The organism is Thalassobaculum fulvum (assembly GCF_014652915.1).
Classification (GTDB): Bacteria; Pseudomonadota; Alphaproteobacteria; order Thalassobaculales; family Thalassobaculaceae; genus Thalassobaculum_A; species Thalassobaculum_A fulvum.
In genome coordinates, this window is sequence record NZ_BMZS01000005.1 from 36656 (window position 1) to 53615 (window position 16960).

The 16960-nt window shown below is 70.3% G+C and carries 14 protein-coding genes; 11 read left to right on the plus strand and 3 right to left on the minus strand.

Features of this window, described 5'->3' with window-relative positions; all coding sequences use genetic code 11:
* Positions 1-274: 274 nt before the first annotated feature.
* Positions 275-2200: an acyl CoA:acetate/3-ketoacid CoA transferase gene (locus tag IE246_RS11890; RefSeq protein ID WP_189989743.1), complete on the minus strand. Its 1926-nt coding sequence runs from the start codon at positions 2198-2200 to the stop codon at positions 275-277.
* Between the two features lie 90 nt (positions 2201-2290).
* The gene (locus IE246_RS11895; protein ID WP_189989746.1) at positions 2291-3097 is read right to left on the minus strand and encodes a universal stress protein; all 807 of its coding nucleotides are present in this window, start codon (positions 3095-3097) and stop codon (positions 2291-2293) included.
* A 215-nt stretch (positions 3098-3312) separates the two neighbouring features.
* Here IE246_RS11895 and IE246_RS11900 point away from each other — a divergent pair, with 215 nt between their 5' ends.
* From IE246_RS11900 to IE246_RS11910, 3 genes are all read left to right on the plus strand, one after another.
* The gene (locus IE246_RS11900) at positions 3313-4728 is read left to right on the plus strand and encodes an aminotransferase family protein (protein ID WP_189989747.1); all 1416 of its coding nucleotides are present in this window, start codon (positions 3313-3315) and stop codon (positions 4726-4728) included.
* Positions 4729-4784: 56 nt separating this feature from the next.
* Positions 4785-5999 (plus strand): pentapeptide repeat-containing protein, encoded by a 1215-nt coding sequence (locus IE246_RS11905; protein WP_189989750.1) that lies wholly within the window; start codon positions 4785-4787, stop codon positions 5997-5999.
* A gap of 80 nt (positions 6000-6079) precedes the next feature.
* A complete protein-coding gene (locus tag IE246_RS11910) occupies positions 6080-7222 on the plus strand; it encodes an aminotransferase class V-fold PLP-dependent enzyme (RefSeq protein ID WP_189989752.1) in 1143 nt (380 codons plus the stop codon).
* A 6-nt stretch (positions 7223-7228) separates the two neighbouring features.
* Here the strand turns inward: IE246_RS11910 and IE246_RS11915 are convergent, their stop codons facing one another.
* Positions 7229-7894 (minus strand): hypothetical protein, encoded by a 666-nt coding sequence (locus IE246_RS11915; protein WP_189989754.1) that lies wholly within the window; start codon positions 7892-7894, stop codon positions 7229-7231.
* Positions 7895-8096: 202 nt separating this feature from the next.
* Here IE246_RS11915 and IE246_RS11920 point away from each other — a divergent pair, with 202 nt between their 5' ends.
* From IE246_RS11920 to IE246_RS11955, 8 genes are all read left to right on the plus strand, one after another.
* Positions 8097-9365, plus strand: a complete 1269-nt coding sequence (locus IE246_RS11920; protein WP_189989756.1) for an MFS transporter — start codon at positions 8097-8099, stop codon at positions 9363-9365.
* A gap of 66 nt (positions 9366-9431) precedes the next feature.
* Positions 9432-10904, plus strand: a complete 1473-nt coding sequence (locus tag IE246_RS11925; RefSeq protein WP_189989758.1) for an FAD-dependent oxidoreductase — start codon at positions 9432-9434, stop codon at positions 10902-10904.
* A gap of 66 nt (positions 10905-10970) precedes the next feature.
* Complete coding sequence (locus tag IE246_RS11930) at positions 10971-11657, plus strand: 3-oxoacid CoA-transferase subunit A (protein WP_189989760.1); 687 nt, start codon at positions 10971-10973, stop codon at positions 11655-11657.
* Positions 11654-12352, plus strand: a complete 699-nt coding sequence (locus IE246_RS11935; protein ID WP_189989762.1) for a 3-oxoacid CoA-transferase subunit B — start codon at positions 11654-11656, stop codon at positions 12350-12352. Before IE246_RS11930 ends, IE246_RS11935 begins: the two co-directional genes overlap by 4 nt.
* Positions 12353-12496: 144 nt before the next feature.
* A complete protein-coding gene (locus tag IE246_RS11940) occupies positions 12497-13570 on the plus strand; it encodes an ABC transporter ATP-binding protein (protein ID WP_189989764.1) in 1074 nt (357 codons plus the stop codon).
* Between the two features lie 99 nt (positions 13571-13669).
* Positions 13670-15004 carry an ABC transporter substrate-binding protein gene (locus tag IE246_RS11945; RefSeq protein ID WP_189989766.1) on the plus strand — a complete coding sequence of 445 codons (1335 nt, stop codon included), beginning with the start codon at positions 13670-13672 and terminating at the stop codon, positions 15002-15004.
* Between the two features lie 102 nt (positions 15005-15106).
* A complete protein-coding gene (locus tag IE246_RS11950; protein WP_229836988.1) occupies positions 15107-16042 on the plus strand; it encodes a carbohydrate ABC transporter permease in 936 nt (311 codons plus the stop codon).
* Positions 16043-16060: 18 nt separating this feature from the next.
* The gene (locus IE246_RS11955) at positions 16061-16951 is read left to right on the plus strand and encodes a carbohydrate ABC transporter permease (protein ID WP_189989770.1); all 891 of its coding nucleotides are present in this window, start codon (positions 16061-16063) and stop codon (positions 16949-16951) included.
* Positions 16952-16960: the final 9 nt, after the last annotated feature.

Genomic DNA, 16960 nt, shown 5'->3' on the forward strand with positions numbered 1-16960 from the left:
GCCACGATGGTCGGCGCACCCGAGAGGTTGGACGACAGAGGGTCGTCCTAGGAGCTTCACAGGGTGGACGGAGTGACGGCGAGGGGACCCCGCCACTCCCGACTTCCGCCGCCGGGGCAGCGACGGAACCGGGGTCGACCGGGTCTGAAGCTCGAAATCGACACGGTCGGCGAACGAGATGATCAGTCAAAATATTGTATGATGAATTCCCCGTTTGTACAACATCTATCCTGGTTTCGTCGGAGGATCGGCGCGTTCGGGGTCGCCCCGCGGCTCAGGCGCCGCTCGCGGCCTGGGCCTCCTCGCGGCTCTCGAAGACATGCGGGGCGACACCGCGGGCCGACAGGGCGGCGCCCAGCTTCAGCCGCATGAAGGCGCTGGTGGTGTAGCGCCGAACCGTCTCGTAGCGGGCGGCCGAGACCCGGGCGCTCATCGCCGCCCAGGCGTCGAGCACCGGTTCGGCGACGGTCACGTTGTCGTAGTTGACCACGGCGTGGACCTTGCGGCCGATGGCGCGGCAGCGGGCCTCGACCGCCTCCTCGACCGCGCGGACGTCGCCCGGCGTGCGGATCGCCATGCCCTCGAAGTTCAGGAACAGGGTGCCGGTGGCGGCGTCGAACTGCAGGCGGTCGGCGATCGGCACGCCGACCAGGTCCGGCTCCAGGCCCATCGGTGCGTCGCGGAACAGCCGGGCGTCCATCCCGGCGACCGTGTCGATCAGCGGCCGGAAGCCCATGCGGGCCAGCACGTCGCGCTCCAGGTCGATGCCGGGGGCGACCTCGGTCAGCCGCAGCCCGTCCGGGTCGAGCCGGAACACCGCCCGCTCGGTGACGTACAGCACCGGTTGGCCGCGGGCGGCGGCGCGCCGGCCGGCGAAGGTGATCTGCTGGACCGCCTCGACGAACTTCGGCGAGCGGCCCTCGGTCACGATTCGCAGCTTGCCGTCCTCGATCGCGACCTCCAGCCCGCCGGCGGTGAAGGTGCCGACGAACACCAGGCGGCGGGCGTTCTGCGAGATGTTGATGAAGCCGCCGGCGCCGGCCAGCTTGGGCCCGAACCGGCTGACGTTGACGTTGCCCTCGCGGTCGGTCTCGGCCATCCCCAGGCAGGCCAGGTCGAGGCCGCCACCGTCGTAGAAGTCGAACTGCTGGTTCTGGTCGATCACCGCGTCGGTGTTGGCGGCGGCCCCGAAGTCGAGGCCGCTCGCCGGCAGCCCGCCGATCACCCCGGGCTCGGCGGTGAGCGTCAGGTATTTGAGGATCTTCTCCTCGGCGGCGACCGCTGCCACGCCCTCGGGCATGCCGATCCCGAGGTTGACCACGGCGTTGGCCGCCAGTTCGAGGGCGGCGCGGCGCGCGATCACCTTGCGCTCGGTCAGCGCCATGCCCGCGCCGTCGGCGATCGGCACCCGGATCTCGCCGGAGAACGCCGGGTTGTAGGCGGTCGCGTAGGTCTGGCGGTGGTGCTCCGGCTCGGCCACCACCACGCAGTCGACCAGCGCGCCCGGTACCTTCACCTGGCGCGGGTGCAGCGACCCGGCCTCGGCGACCCGCTCGACCTGGGCGATCACCAGGCCGCCGGAGTTGCGCGCCGCGGTCGCCATCGCCAGCGCGTCAAGGGTCAGGGCCTCGCGCTCCATGGTCAGGTTGCCGGCGGCGTCGGCGGTGGTGGCGCGCAGGAACGCGATGTTGATCGGGAACGCCCGGTAGAACAGCCACTCCTCGCCGCCGGTCTCGATAACCTCGACCAGCGGCTCGGTGGTGCGGGCGTTGATCCGGCCGCCGTCCAGCCGGGGGTCGACGAAGGTGCCGAGGCCGACGCGGGTCAGGATGCCGGGCTTGCCGCCGGCGATCGCCCGATACAGATGGCTGATGCAGCCCTGCGGCAGGTTGTAGGCCTCGATGCTGTCGTCGAGCGCCAGCCGGCCGAGCTTCGGGATCAGCCCCCAATGCCCGCCGATCGCGCGCCGCACCAGCCCGGGGTGGCCGAGGCGGTTGAGGCCGCGGTCCTTGCCGTCGCCCTGGCCCGCCGCAAACACCAGGGTCAGGTCGCGCGGCCCGCCGGTCTCCAGGAACCGGCGCTCGAGCGCCGCCAGCAGGCCGTCCGGCGTGCCGATCCCGACGAACCCGCTGTTGGCCAGCGTGTCGCCGTCCCGGATCACCGCGACGGCTTCGTCGGCGGATACGATCTTGTCGCGCATGGCAGCCCTTCCTCCCCGGCCGTGACCGTCGCGATCATAGCCGAGGAGGCGCGGATTGCCTCGGACCGCAGGACCGCGGCCCGGGCTCGCTCAGTGGTGCAGCAGGACCGGCATCCGCGCGGCGGTGACGATCTTGCGGGTCGCCCGGCCCAGGCCGAACAGGGCGCTCATGGCGTTCTCGCCGTAGCCGCCCATCACCAGCAGGTCGGCCGACAGGCCCTCGGCCGCCTTGAGCAGCGCGCGGGCGCGGCCGCGGGCGGTCAGCTGGCCGGACGAGAAGCCCTGGACGGTCATCGGCACCTCGTAGGCGTCGAGGTACTGCTTCAGGGCCCGGACGCTGCCCGACGATTCGTCCTCGCCGGTCAGCACGGTCGCGCGGCCCGCCAGCTGCAGCAGCGGCATCGCCGACTTGACCGCGAGCGAGGCCTCGCGGCTGCCGTTCCAGGCGATCACCGGGTTGGTGGCGACCGTCGGCAGCGGCTGCGGCGGCGTGATGTAGACCGGCCCGGCGCCGTCGAACAGGGCGGCGTTGAAGCCGGCGGCCGACGGTCCCTCTTCCTGGGACAGCCGCTCCATGATCACCAGGTCGGCGAGCGGACCCAGCCGGGCGATCGCGTCGGCGCTCAGCTCGTCGGTGGTCGACCAGCCGGCGCCCGGCCAGTCGGCGCAGACCTCGTCATAGGCCGCGCGCGCCCGCTGGGCGGCGGCCGCCGCCTCCTCGGTGTTGTCGAACACCACCGGGGCGGTGGTCTCGGCGTAGCCGTAGAAGGCCTCCGCCGGCAGGGCCGTGTAGACGACGCTGAGCTGGGCCGACAGACGGCGAGCCAGCGCCATGGCCGACCTCAGGGAGGTGGCGTCGTTGGCGCTTCCATCGATCGTAATCAGGAGCCGTTTCATTTCGGAGGCCTTCTCGCGGTGGTCGCAGGGGTGGCGTCCTTATTATCGTAGATGTCCCGACATCCAATGGGCGATTCTGCCGTTCGACGCGATTTCGACGTCCTGCCGGCACCGGAGCGCCGCGCGGTTCCCTCGCCGCGCTCCGTCCATGAATTGCCTTGGCGCAGGCTGCGGCGCTCGCCACACTCGGGAGCTTCTCGAACGGGGACCCGATCATGACCGAGCTGTTGCGCAATTCCCTGGACGACCGGATCGCGGAGCCGACGCCGGCGCTCGGAACCCTCGAGCGGGGCGAGCCGATCCAGGTGTTCGCGGCGCCGCCGGGAACGCCGGCCAAGCCGCGGATCGCCAGGGCCGAAGGCATCTACATGTGGGATACCGACGGGCGCCGTTACGTCGATGCCGGCTCCGGGCCGGTCGCCTGCAACATCGGCTACGGCAACCGGCGGGTCCTGGCCGCCCTGCAGACCCAGGCGGCGGCCGCCGCCTTCGCCAACCCGGCGAGCTTCGAGAGCGCCGCCAACCGGCTGTTCGCCGAGCGGCTGGCGGTCGCGGCCGGCCCCGGCTACGAGCGGGTGTTCGTGGTGTCCGGAGGGTCCGAGGCGAACGAGGCCGCGATCAAGCTGGCGCGCCAGATGGCGGTCGCCCGCGGCGAGGCCGCGCGCTGGAAGGTGGTGTCGCGGCAGCCGTCGTACCATGGCGGCACGCTCGGCGCCCTGTCGGTGACCGGCGACCCGACCGCGCACGAGCTGTTCGGCCCGCTGATGAAGCCGATGCCCAAGGTGCCGGCGCCGGTCACCTACCGGATCCCGCCTGGCTTCGACCAGGAGAGCTGGGCCGAGCACTGCGCCGAGGTGCTGGAGCGGACGATCCTGGACGAGGGGCCGGAGACCGTCCTGGCGTTCATCCAGGAGCCGGTCGGCGGGCTCGCAACCGGCGCCCTGGTGCCGCACGCCGCCTACATGCGGCGGGTCCGCGAGATCTGCACCCGGCACGGGGTCATGCTGATCCACGACGAGGTGATGAGCGGCGGCGGCCGGACCGGGGCGTTCCTGTCGCACGAGCACTGGCCGGACTGCCGGCCGGACCTGGTGGTGCTCGCCAAGGGGGCCGGGGCCGGGTACTTCCCGCTCGGGGTGGTGCTGGCGCCGCGCGACCGGGTCGCCGAGGTGGCGAGCGGCGGCGGTTTCATGCACGGGCATACGGCGTTCGGGAACCCGCTGGCCTGCGCCGTCGGGCTGGCGGTGCTGGACGAGACCCTGGACAACGGGTTGGTCGGCAATGCGGCCGAGCAGGGCGGGCGGCTGCGGGCTAGGCTCGACGACCTGATGGCACGCTCGCCGATCGTCGGCGACGTCCGCGGCAAGGGGCTGCTGTTGGCGGTCGAGCTGGTGGCGGACAAGGCGACCAAGACGCCGTTCCCGCCGTCCGCCGTGGCCGGCGCCACCCTCGCCCGGGTGGCGATGGAACAGGGGCTGATCCTCTACCAGCGGCGCACCAACGCCGGCCGCGACGGCGACTGGGTGATGGTCGCGCCGCCGCTGATCGCCACGGCCGGCGAGATCGACATGATCGCCGACGGCATCGCCTCGGCGGTCGCCGAGACCGCGCGGCGCCTCGGTGCCGCATGACCGGCGCGGCGCTCGGGTTAACCGGTCGTTAAGCGGGCCTGGGGTAGTCTGCTCTGATGAGCGGAGGACCGTATACACCGCGCGATGTCGTGCAGCGCAAGCTTGCGTCCCACCGGCGCTGGCTCGACGGCGCGCCGGACGGCGAGCCGGCGTCGTTCGCCCATGCCAACCTGTTCGGGTTCGACTTCACCGGGGCCGACCTGCGCGAGGTCGACTTCGCCGGCGCGTCGCTGCAGGGCGCGCGGTTCGTCGGCGCGGACATGAGCCGTGCGGTCCTGGCCGGTGCCGATCTCTCCGGCGTCAGCTTCGTGAACGCCACGCTGTTCGAGGCCGACTTGAGCGGCGCCCGGCTGGTCGGCGCCGTCTTCGAGGGGGCGGACCTGCGGGGAGTCTCGTTGCGGGCGGCCACCGGCCTGCCGGTCGAGACGTCGTCGGATTCCCAGGGGCCGACCGACCCGGTGACCTTCGCCGGCGCCCGCATGCACCGGGCCAACCTGACCGGCGCCAAGCTCGAGCAGGCGGTGATGGCGCAGACCGACCTGACCGGCGCCAATCTCGAACGGGCGTCGCTCCGCCGTGCGTCGATGTCCGGCGCGGTGCTGCGCAACGCGATCCTGGCCGGCGCCGACCTCAGCCACGCCGACCTGACGGATTCCCTGGTCACCGGCGCCGACCTGTCGGGTGCGCAGCTCGACGGCGCGACGGTCGAGCGAACCAACTTCGTCGGTGCCCGGCTGCGCGACGTCGATCTGTCCAAGGTGGACACTTCGCGGGCGCGGCTGACGCCGCCCACCGATGCTGTGACCACCGAGATCCAGCGCACCCTGGTCGACCACGACCGCTGGGTGCGCAGCGAGGGGCGGCGCGGGGCGCGGGCCTCGCTCGACGGGGTCGACCTGACGGACGCCGACCTGCGGGGCCTGAACCTGTCCGGTGCCGACCTGCGCGGGGCCCAGCTTCAGCGAGCGGTGCTGACCGATGCCCTGCTCGTGCTGGCCGACCTGGCGGGGGCCGATCTTACGCTCGCCTCGCTGGCCCGCTGCAACCTTTCGGGCGCCAACTTGGCGGGCGCCAACCTGTCGCGGGCCGACCTGACCGATGCGGTCATGACCGCGGCCCCGATTCTCAGCCAGAGCGGCGCCGACACCGGCCGTCGCCAGCAGACCCGCCTCGGGGGCGCCGACCTGAGCGGCGCGGTCCTGGACGGGGTCAATCTCGACGACACCAGTCTCGGGGAACCGCACGCCCGGGCGACCGGGACCGATCCGTGACGCCGAGCCGACGGCTTCGGGGTTAACGCCCCGGCGGCGCGGTTCTACAGTCGAGCGCTGACGACCGATCGGAGCCGCCCATGCCGCTGGCCAATCAACGACACCTGTTCGATCTCCCGGACGACATCGTGTACCTGAACTGCGCGGCCCAGGGGCCGGCGCCGATCGCGGCGCGCGACGCCGGCCGCCGGGCCGTCGACCGCAAGGCGCGGCCCTGGGATCCGGAGCGCCTGCGGCTTGCCGACGAGATGGCGAGCTGCCGCGCGCTGTTCGCCGGCTTCGTGGGGGCGGAGGCCGGCGACATCGCGCTGACCGGCGCCACCAGCTACGCCATGGCGGTGGCCGCGGCCAACGTCCGGATCGAACCCGGGCAGACCGTCGTGATGCTGGAGGCGCAGTTCCCGTCGAACTACTACGTCTGGCGGCGGGTCGCGGCGCGCGACGGCGGCGAGGTGGTGGTCGTGCCGCGCCCGGACGACGGCGACTGGACCAGCGCGGTCCTGGAGCATCTCGGTCCGGAGACCGGGCTGGTGGCGCTGCCGAACGTCCACTGGGTCGACGGCGGGCTGATCGATCTGCTGCCGATCGCGACGGCGGTGCATGCCGACGGGGCGGTGCTGGCGGTCGACGCCACCCAGTCGATCGGCGCCCAGCCGTTCGACGTGCGCCGCATCGATCCGGACTTCGTCGCCTGCTCGGCCTACAAGTGGCTGCTGTCGCCCGATCAGTCCGGCTACCTGTACGTGGCACCAAGGCATCAGCACGGCGAGCCGATCGAGCACAATCACGCAACCCGGATCGGCGACGGGCCGATGACCCTGTCGCCCGGCTACGGCGAGCGGTTCCGGCATGGTGCCGCGCGCTTCGACCAGGGGGCGGCCGACGCGATGATCCACGTGCCGATGGCCGAGGCCGCCATGCGGCAGATCGCCGAATGGGGGGTGGACGAGATCGCCGCCACGCTGGCTCCGCTGGTCGACCGGATCGCCGACGAGGCCGAGTCGCGGGGCTGGCGGGTGCCGCCGAAGGCGCATCGCGCTCCGCACTTCATCGGCATCACGCTGCCGGAGCCGCCGGCACCCGACCTGGCCGACCGCCTGGCGTCCGGGAACGTGCATGTCAGCCTGCGCGACGGGCGCGTCCGGGTGAGCCCGTACCTGTTCAATTCGATCGAGGATGTGACGGCGCTGTTCGCGGCACTCGACCGCAACCTCCGGCGTTGAGCCGGCTCAGCCGACGGCGGCGGACGGTTCGGGTGCCAGGTCGGTGTTCGCCGACGGGGCCGCGCGCCGGGCCGGCACCCGACGTTGGCGGACTTCCGAGAGGATCACGCCTGAAACCCCTTCGCCGAGCACGTGGTGGGCGGCGATCTTCAGGGTCTGCTCCATTTTCGCTTTCGAGTAGCGGATGACCGGATCGGTGACCGCTACCGCGAAGGCGTTTTCCAGGAAGCTCCGGAGCGCTTCCGGCCGTTCCTTCAAGTGGACCAGGGGCCGCTCGTGGTCGAGCGCCAGCGTCACCTTGCAGGAGCACTCGAAGGTCGAGAACGTGTCGCCGCCGGGCGGGGTGGTGACGATCGAATACGGCAGTGGCACCAGGATCGAGGCCCGACGGAGCGCCTCCAGCCGCAGCCGGAGCAGGTGGGCCACGATCGCCCCGACCGCGAACAGGGCGCCCAGCTCGAAAACGCGGAAATAGGTCGTCGGCCCGAACACCGGAACCTGCTCGGTCAGGACCAGCGCGGCATCGAGCAGGTAGATCCCCACGACCACGGCCAGCGCGATCGTCGCCATCAGGGCGCACGCCAGGGTCGCGAGCCAAAGCGAGTACGGAACGTCGATCACCTGCTCGGCCATCGGTGCCCGCTTCGCCGCTTTGTCCTGCTTGCTGGCCATCCTTGCCTCCACCTCCTGAGATTACCCAGGAAAGGCGTTCATGCCTTCCATAAGAATATAGATTCACCGTAATTGGTTTTCAATCGGAAGCAAGAGATCGAAATGAACTTTATGTTCGTTTCGCTCCTGAAGGTCGACGCCGCCGGCTGACAAGGTGCCACGACGGCGCTACCGTCGGGTCACCGACCGATCGAGACCTTCCATGCCCGCCGCCACCGGCACCCGCGCCATCCTGCGCACCCTTGGTCATCCCGACTACGGCCTGTACACGCTCGGCAACAGCGTGTCGCTGATCGGCATGTGGATGCAGCGGGTCTCGGTGGGGTGGCTGACCTGGGACCTCACCCATTCCGGCACCTGGCTCGGCGCGGTGGCGTTCGCCGACCTGTTTCCGACGGTGTTCATCGGGCTGATCGGCGGGGTCGCGGCTGACCGGCTCGACCGCGTGCGGATCATCATGGCGTGCCAGGCGACGGCGATGGTGCTGGCCGCGGCCATGGGCGTGCTGACCCTGACCGGCCACGTCACCGTCGGGTCGCTGATCGTCCTGGTGCTGCTCGGCGGCCTCGTCCTGGGCTTCAACCAGCCGTCGCGCCTGGCCCTGGTCTCCAGCCTGGTCCCGCGCGAGAACCTGACCACCGCGGTCGCGATCAACTCGATCGTGTTCAACATCGCGCGGTTCGTCGGCCCGGCGCTGGCCGGGCTGGTGATCGTGACCGCCGACGTCGGCTGGTCGTTCGTCGCCAACGCCGTCAGCTACCTGGCGATGCTGGCGGCCCTGATCGCCATCCGGCACCGCAATCCCGGCGCCGGCCGCGACCTCAGCGCGGTGCGGCCGGCCCGGTCCGGGCTGGCGGCCGACATCGGGGCTGGCTTGGCTTATGCCGCGCGGCACCCGGGAATCGGCCCGCTGCTGGCCCTGCACCTGGTCACCTCGATCATGGTACGTCCGGTCCTGGAGCTGCTGCCCGGGTTCGCCGACCACGTGTTCCAGGGCGGTGCCGACACGTTGGCGACCCTGACCTCGACGGTCGGTGTCGGGGCGGTGATCGGCGGTTGGCTGCTGGCACGGCGCAGCGGGACCGAGGGGCTGGTCACCCTGGTGCTGGCCAGTACCGCCGGGGTGTCGCTCGGCGTGCTGTGCTTCGTGGCGACGGATGTCCTGTGGGTCGGCATCGCCGCCGCCGGCTTCCTCGGCGGCGTCATGGTGGCGTCCGGCGTCGGCCTGCAGACCGTCGTCCAGCTCGCGGTGTCGCCGGCCATGCGGGGACGGGTGCTCAGCCTGCACGGGCTGATCTTCCGGGGCGGTCCGGCGATCGGCGCGCTGATGATGGGGACGGCCGGCGACTTCGTCGGCCTGCGCTGGCCGCTCGCTGCCGGGGCCGTCGTCGGGCTGGCGATGGTGCTGCTGGTCGCCGTGCGGGCCGCCCGCCTGCGGGCGGCGATCGAGCTGCCGGCCGAGGGCGCCTGACGGGTGACACGCCCGGGTTCCGGGCTACCCTGACGCCTGGAGAGAACACGAAAGGATGCGGTCCCCGTGAACGGTCTGGAACAACTCGAGCGGCAGGCGGCCGTCGACCTCGAACGCATCGCCTATCCGCGTGGTGCCTGGGTTCCTTCCCGGCAGGACGCGGCCGGCCGGCGCGTGCTCGACGTGCTGGTGGTCGGTGGCGGGCAGGGCGGCCTGGCGGTGGCGCACGGCCTGCTGCGCGCACGGGTGACCAACTTCCGCGTCGTCGACCGGTCCGAGCCCGGCCGCGAGGGGCCGTGGCTGACCTATGCCCGGATGGCGACCCTGCGCTCGCCGAAGGAGGTCAACGGCCCGGATCTCGACGTCCCGTCGCTGACCTTCCAGGCCTGGTTCGAGGCGCAGCACGGTGCCGCGGCCTGGGTCGCCCTGAACAAGATCGCCAAGCAGGACTGGGCGGCCTACCTGCTGTGGCTGCGCCGGGTGCTCGGCATCGACATCGAGAACGGCGTCGAGCTGACGGGCATCGCGCCGGACGGCGAGCACCTGCGGGCGACCCTGCGCCACCTCGTGGACGGCCGGCGCGAGACGGTGACGGCCCGCAAGCTGGTGCTGGCGACCGGCATCGAGGCGTCCGGGCGCTGGTGGGCGCCGCCGCAGGTCGAGGCGCTGGACCGCCGGTTCTGGGCCCATACCGGCGACGACATCGACTTCGGGGCGCTGGCCGGCCGGCGGGTCGCGGTGCTGGGGGCCGGGGCCTCGGCGTTCGACAATGCCGCAACCGCGCTCGAGGCCGGCGCCGCCGAGGTCGCGGTCTACTGCCGCCGGCCCGAGCTGCAACGGGTGCAGCCGTTCAAGTGGCTGTCGTTCCCGGGCTTTCTCGACCATTTCGCCGAGCTGGACGATTCCTGGCGCTGGCGGTTCATGAACCACCTGCTGACCATGCGCGAGGCGTTCCCGCGCGAGACCTGGGAGCGGGCGGCCCGGCATCCGGCCTTCCGGCTGGAGACCGCGGCCGAGTGGCAGCGCTGCGAGCCGCTGGGCGACACGGTCCGGCTGCACACGCCGCGGGGCGTGTTCGAGGCCGACTTCCTGATCGCCGGCACCGGCTTCGACGTCGACCTGTCGGTGCGCCCCGAGATGGCCGGGATCGCCGAGCGGGCGGCGCTGTGGGCCGACCGCTACACCCCGCCGGAAGGTGAGTCGAACCCGCGGTTGGCCCGCTACCCCTATCTCGGGCCGGGCTTCGAGCTGCTGGAGAAGGTGCCCGGGAGTGCGCCGTGGCTGCGGCACATCCGGCTGTTCACCTACGCGACGACGGTCAGCTTCGGGCCGTCGGGGGCGTCGATCAACGCTATGAAGTTCGCGGTGCCGAAACTGGTGTCCGGCATCGTCGGCGACCTGTTCCGCGAGGACCTGGCGAGCCACTGGGACGCGCTGCGATCCTACGATCTGCCGGAGTTCCTGCTGCCGGGCGAGACCGGCGAGGCGGCGCCGGTCAAGGCGGTGCTCGAGCGCCAGGCCGACGGCAGCTTTCGCTGATCCGACGGGCTGGACGCGGCGGCCGGCGGCGCTATGGTGTCGCTCCGATTTGGAGCGGAGCTGCGCATGGCCATCGACAAGATCGTTCCCGGGGTCGCGGAGGCGGTCGCCGGCATCGAGAGCGGCATGACGATCATGATCTCGGGCTTCGGCTTCGCCGGGGTGCCGAACGACCTGATCCACGGCGTGCTGGACCTCGGCGTGACCGACCTGACGGTGATCTCCAACAACGCCGGGACCGGCACCGAGGGCCTCGCCGCCCTGATGGGCAGCGGCCGGGTGCGGCGGATCATCTGCAGCTACCCGCGCTCCAAGGGCTCCGACAACTTCGACGCGCGTTACGCCGCCGGCGAGATCGAGCTCGAGCTGGTGCCCCAGGGCACCCTGTCGGAGCGCATGCGGGCCGCGGCCGCCGGAGTCGGCGGGTTCTACAGCCCGACCAGCGTCGGCACCGACCTGGCCGCCGGCAAGGAGGTGCGCACGATCGACGGCCGCGACTACGTGCTGGAACTGCCGCTGCGCGCCGACGTGGCGCTGGTGCAGGCCCAGAAGGCCGACCGCTGGGGCAACCTGGTCTATTCGAAGGCGGCCCGGAACTTCGGCCCGGTGATGGCGATGGCCGCCGACCTGACCATCGTGCAGGCCAAGGAGATCGTGCCGCTCGGGGGGCTCGACCCCGAAGCGATCGTGACCCCGTCGGTGTTCGTCGACCGGGTCGTGCACATCGACAACGACCGGGAGTGGGACATATGAGCGCGACCATGACCGCCGACGCCTTCACCCGTCTCAGCCGCCGCCAGCTCGCCTGGTGCGCCGCCCAGGCGATCCCCGACGGCTCTTACGTCAACCTCGGGATCGGCGTGCCGACCTTGTGCGCCAACGTGATGCCGGCCGACCGCGAGATCGTGCTGCACAGCGAGAACGGCGTGCTCGGCTTCGGCCCGGCGCCGGCGGCCGGCGAGGAGGACCGCGACCTGATCAACGCCTCCAAGGAATTCATCACCATGAAGCCGGGCGGCGCGTACTTCGTGCATACCGACGCTTTCGTGATGATCCGCGGCGGCCACCTGGACCTCGCCCTGCTCGGGGCGTTCGAGGTGTCGGGCCAGGGTGACCTCGCCAACTGGACCACCGGCGACCGGCGGTTCCCGCCGGGGGTCGGCGGCGCCATGGACCTGGCGGTCGGCGCCAAGGCGGTGTGGGTGCTGACCGAGCACACCACCAAGAAGGGCGAGCCGAAGATCGTCGACACCTGCAAGTACCCGCTGACCGCCCCGAAGGTGGTGCGCAAGATCTTCACCGACCTGGCGGAGATCGACGTGACGCCGTCCGGGCTGGTGGTGCGGGCGATGGTCGAGGGGCTGACCCTGCCGGCCCTGCAGGCGCTGACCGAGCCGAAGCTGACGCTGGCCGACGACTGCCGGGTGCTGTCCGCCCCGGCGGCCTGAGGCGGCACCAGGGGACCGGCGGGCGCTGACGGGCGTCCGCAAGCTCGGCCCTTTCGTATGATGACATCTTCCATTACGCTTCCCGGCAACGAACGATAATTGCGCCGGCGCACGAACGTCGGTGCGTGCTGGGAGGGCCGCCGGATGGCCGAGGTCCGGATACGGGATGTCCGAAAGTCGTTCGGGCACGTGGAGGTGATCCACGGCGTCAGCGTTGATATCGCCGATGGCGAGTTCGTCGTGCTGGTCGGGCCGTCGGGCTGCGGGAAGTCGACGCTGCTGCGCATGATTGCCGGGCTGGAGCGGATATCCGACGGCCAGATCCTGATCGGCGACCGGGTGGTCAACCAGGTGCCGCCGAAGGAACGCGACGTGGCGATGGTGTTCCAGAACTACGCGCTGTACCCGCACATGAAGGTCTACGACAACATGGCCTTCAGCCTGAAGCTGCGGGGGGCCGACGTGGGCGACCTCGACGCCCGGGTCCGGCGGGCCGCCGACATTCTGGGACTGACGGCACTTCTCGACCGGTTCCCCCGGCAGCTCTCGGGCGGCCAGCGCCAGCGCGTTGCGATGGGCCGTGCGATCGTACGGGACCCGCAGGTGTTCCTGTTCGACGAGCCGCTGTCCAACCTCGACGCCAAGCTGCGGGTGCAGATGCGAACCGAGATCAAGGAACTGCACCAGCGCCTGACCACGACCAGCGTGTACGTCACCCACGACCAGATAGAGGCCATGACCATGGCCGACCGGATCGTGGTCATGCACGACGGCATCGTCGAACAGATCGGCGAGCCGCTCGAGCTCTACGACAACCCCCGCAACACCTTCGTGGCCGGCTTCATCGGGTCGCCGGCGATGAACTTCGTGCGCGGCACCGTCCGGGCGAACGGCGGGCCGGGCCGGCTGGAGGCCGGCGAGGGCGTGTCGTTCCCGCTGGGCGACGGCTGGTCGGCGCACGATGGGCGGCCGGTGGTGTACGGCATCCGCCCCGAGCATCTGGTGATGGCCGAGCCCGGACAGCCCGCCGTGGACGGCGAGATCGCGGTGGTCGAGCCGACCGGGGCCGAAACCCTGCTGGTTTCGCGCATCGCCGGGGCGGAGTTCCAGGCGGTGTTCCGGGAGCGCCATGCGTTCCGGCCGGGCGAGCGGGTGGCGCTCGCGCCGCTGCTCGACAAGGTCCATCTGTTCGACGCGGAGACGGGCCAGCACCTGTAGCCGCGCCCACCGCCGGACCGGGCGGATCGGCCGGACGGCAAAGACAGTCATCCGATCCAAAGGACGGCCGGCAAAGGCCGCACGAAGGGAGGAAGCACGATGACGGACGACATCACCAGGAGCGTCTCCCGCCGCGCCATGCTGAAAGGCTCCACTGCTCTCGCCGCCGGCGCGGCGTTCGGCGGAGCCGGCAGCCTGGTCGACTGGGCCAGGGCCTGGGCGGCCGAGTCGCCGTTCCAGCCCGAGAAGGGCGCCAGCATCCGTATGCTTCGCTGGAACCGGTTCGTCGAGACCGAGGACATTCAGTTCGACAAGAACATCGCGGCGTTTACCGAGGCGACCGGCGTCAAGGTCCGCCTCGACAAGGAGTTCCTCGACGACATCCAGCCGAAGGCGGCGGTGGCGGCCAATGTCGGCGCCGGCCCGGACATCATCTGGGGGCCGATGGCAATCCCGCACCTGATCCCCGACAAGCTGCTGGACGTCACCGACGTCGCCGACTACCTCGGCGGCAAGTACGGCGGCTGGTACGAGTCGCCGGCGGCCTACGGCATCCGCGACGGCCGCTGGATGGCGATTCCGCTGTGCGTCTCGGGCAACTACATCAACTACCGGGTATCGCAGGTGCAGAAGGCCGGGTTCGAGACGTTCCCGACCACCACCGGCGATCTCATGAAGCTGACCAAGGCCCTGAAGGCCAACGGCACGCCCGCCGGTATGGCGCTCGGCCGCGCCACCGGCGACGGCAACGCTTGGTGCCACTGGGTCGTCTGGGCGCACGGCGGCAAACTGGTCGACAAGGACGGCAACGTGGTCATCAACAGCCCGGAGACCGCGGCGGCGCTCGAATACGTCAAGGAGCTGTACGAGAACTGGATCCCCGGCACGGCGTCCTGGAACGACTCCAACAACAACAAGGCGTTCCTGTCGGGCGACGTCAGCTACACCAACAACGGCATCTCGATCTACGCGGCGGCGGTCCGTCAGAAGATGGAGATGGCGGCCGACATCGACCACGCCTTCTACCCGATCGGCCCGGTCGGCAGGCCGACCGAGCTGCAGCTTCCCTTCATGATCGAGGCGTTCAAGTACTCGAAGTACCCGAACGCCTGCAAGACGCTGCTGGCCTTCCTGATGGAGGCACCGCAGTACGACGCATGGCTGGAGCAGTCGGTCGGCTACTTCACCCAGACCCTGAAGTCCTACGAGAGCAACAAGGTCTGGTCGGAGGATCCGAAGCGGGCGGTCTTCAAGGAGGCCTGCACCCGCACCCTCGACATGGGCTACGCCGGCCCGCTCGGCTATGCGGCGGCCGGGGCGCTCGCCGACTTCGTGATCGTCGACATGGTCAGCCAGGCCGCGACCGGCCAGACGACGGTCAAGGAGGCGATGGAGACGGCTCAGAAGCGCGCCGAGCGGTACTACCGCGTCTAGGCGCTGTCTGCGGGGGGGACCGGGAGCGGTCGGCTGCGGCCGCTCCCGGTTGCCGCCCGGCACCGAAGAGGGAGACGCGGCGTGGCGACGGATGCCGAACGAGTGAGAGCGCAGGAGACGGCGGCTCCCATCGATCTCTGGACCCGCCTGAAGTACGACCGCAACTGGCTCGGCCTGTGGTTCATGCTGCCGGCGGCGGCGTTCCTGCTGCTGTTCCTGACCTATCCCCTGGGCCTGGGAATCTGGCTCAGCGTCACCGACACCCGGATCGGGCGGGACGGGGTGTTCATCGGCCTCGAGAACTTCGAGTGGCTGAATCAGGACCCGGTGTTCTGGCTGAGCGTCTTCAACACCTTCCTCTACACCATCGTCGCCAGCATCCTGAAGTTCGCGCTCGGCCTGTATCTCGCGGTGCTGCTGAACAACCACATGCCGTGGAAGGCGATCATCAGGGCGATCGTGCTGCTGCCGTTCATCGTCCCGACGGTGCTGTCGGCGATCGCGTTCTGGTGGATCTACGACACGCAGTTCTCGATCATCTCCTGGACGCTCACCGAGCTGGGCCTGATCAGCGAGAACATCAACTTCCTGGGCGAGCCGAACAACGCCCGGGCCAGCGTCATCGCCGCCAACATCTGGCGTGGCATTCCGTTCGTGGCGATCACCCTGCTGGCCGGCCTGCAGACCATCCCGCAGTCGCTGTACGAAGCGGCGACGATCGACGGGGCGTCGCGCTGGCAGATGTTCCGCCACGTCACCTACCCGATGCTGACGCCGATCATCGCGGTGGTGATGACGTTCTCGGTGCTGTTCACCTTCACGGATTTCCAGCTGATCTACGCCATGACCCGGGGCGGCCCGGCGAACGCCACCCACCTGATGGCGACTCTCAGCTACCAGCGCGCGATCATGGGCGGCAACCTCGGCGAGGGTGCGGCGATCTCGACGGCGATGATCCCGTTCCTGCTCGCCGCCATCCTGTTTTCATGGTTCGGCCTGCAGCGCCGCAAGTGGCAGCAGGGCGAGAGCGACGACTGACGGCGGGGGACGAAAGCGATGAACACCAACCCTGCCGCCGAGGTGGCACGCGACGACAGCGAGGGCATGGACTACCTGGTCTCGCTGCCGCGCCGGATGGTCACGGTCTATCTGCCGATCCTGTGCTTCCTGATCGTGCTGCTGTTCCCGTTCTATTGGATGGGGCTGACGTCGATCAAACCGAACGACGAGTTGATCGACCGTAGCCTGAACCCCTGGTGGGTCGTCGATCCGACGATCGCGCACTACTACCACCTGATCGTGAACACCGATTATCCGGTGTGGATGTGGAACACCATGCTGGTGGCGGTGACCGCGACCCTGCTGTCGATCGCCGCCAGCGTGATGGCGGCCTACGCGATCGTCCGCATCCGGTATGCGGGCTCGCGCTGGGTGGGCGGGATGATCTTCCTCGCCTACCTGGTCCCGCCGAGCATCCTGTTCATCCCGCTGGCGCTGGTGGTGTTCCAGTACGGGCTGTTCGACAGCCCGATGGCACTGATCCTGACCTACCCGACGATCCTGATCCCGTTCAGCACCTGGCTGCTGATGGGGTACTTCAAGTCGATCCCCTACGAGCTCGAAGAGTGTGCGCTGATCGACGGCGCCAGCCGCTGGCAGATCCTGACCCGGATCGTCCTGCCGCTGTCGGTGCCGGGCATCATCTCGGCCGGCATCTTCGCGTTCACGCTGTGCTGGAACGAGTTCATCTATGCGCTGGTGTTCATCTCGTCGTCGGAGAACAAGACGGTGCCGGTGGCGGTGCTGAGCGAGTTGGTCGAGGGCGACATCTACCACTGGGGGCCGCTGATGGCCGGCGCTCTGCTCGGTTCGGTACCGGTGTGCATCGTGTACTCGTTCTTCGTCGAGCACTACGTCTCGTCGATGACCGGCGCGGTGAAGGAGTAGACGACCCGC

Excerpts from the sequence above, each read along its gene's own strand:
- IE246_RS11890 (WP_189989743.1), bottom strand. The coding sequence starts at position 2,200 with ATGCGCGACAAGATCGTATCCGCCGACGAAGCCGTCGCGGTGATCCGG.
- IE246_RS11895 (WP_189989746.1), bottom strand. The coding sequence starts at position 3,097 with ATGAAACGGCTCCTGATTACGATCGATGGAAGCGCCAACGACGCCACC.
- IE246_RS11900 (WP_189989747.1), top strand. The coding sequence starts at position 3,313 with ATGACCGAGCTGTTGCGCAATTCCCTGGACGACCGGATCGCGGAGCCG.
- IE246_RS11905 (WP_189989750.1), top strand. The coding sequence starts at position 4,785 with ATGAGCGGAGGACCGTATACACCGCGCGATGTCGTGCAGCGCAAGCTT.
- IE246_RS11910 (WP_189989752.1), top strand. The coding sequence starts at position 6,080 with ATGCCGCTGGCCAATCAACGACACCTGTTCGATCTCCCGGACGACATC.
- IE246_RS11915 (WP_189989754.1), bottom strand. The coding sequence starts at position 7,894 with ATGGCCAGCAAGCAGGACAAAGCGGCGAAGCGGGCACCGATGGCCGAG.
- IE246_RS11920 (WP_189989756.1), top strand. The coding sequence starts at position 8,097 with ATGCCCGCCGCCACCGGCACCCGCGCCATCCTGCGCACCCTTGGTCAT.
- IE246_RS11930 (WP_189989760.1), top strand. The coding sequence starts at position 10,971 with ATGGCCATCGACAAGATCGTTCCCGGGGTCGCGGAGGCGGTCGCCGGC.
- IE246_RS11935 (WP_189989762.1), top strand. The coding sequence starts at position 11,654 with ATGAGCGCGACCATGACCGCCGACGCCTTCACCCGTCTCAGCCGCCGC.
- IE246_RS11940 (WP_189989764.1), top strand. The coding sequence starts at position 12,497 with ATGGCCGAGGTCCGGATACGGGATGTCCGAAAGTCGTTCGGGCACGTG.
- IE246_RS11945 (WP_189989766.1), top strand. The coding sequence starts at position 13,670 with ATGACGGACGACATCACCAGGAGCGTCTCCCGCCGCGCCATGCTGAAA.
- IE246_RS11955 (WP_189989770.1), top strand. The coding sequence starts at position 16,061 with ATGAACACCAACCCTGCCGCCGAGGTGGCACGCGACGACAGCGAGGGC.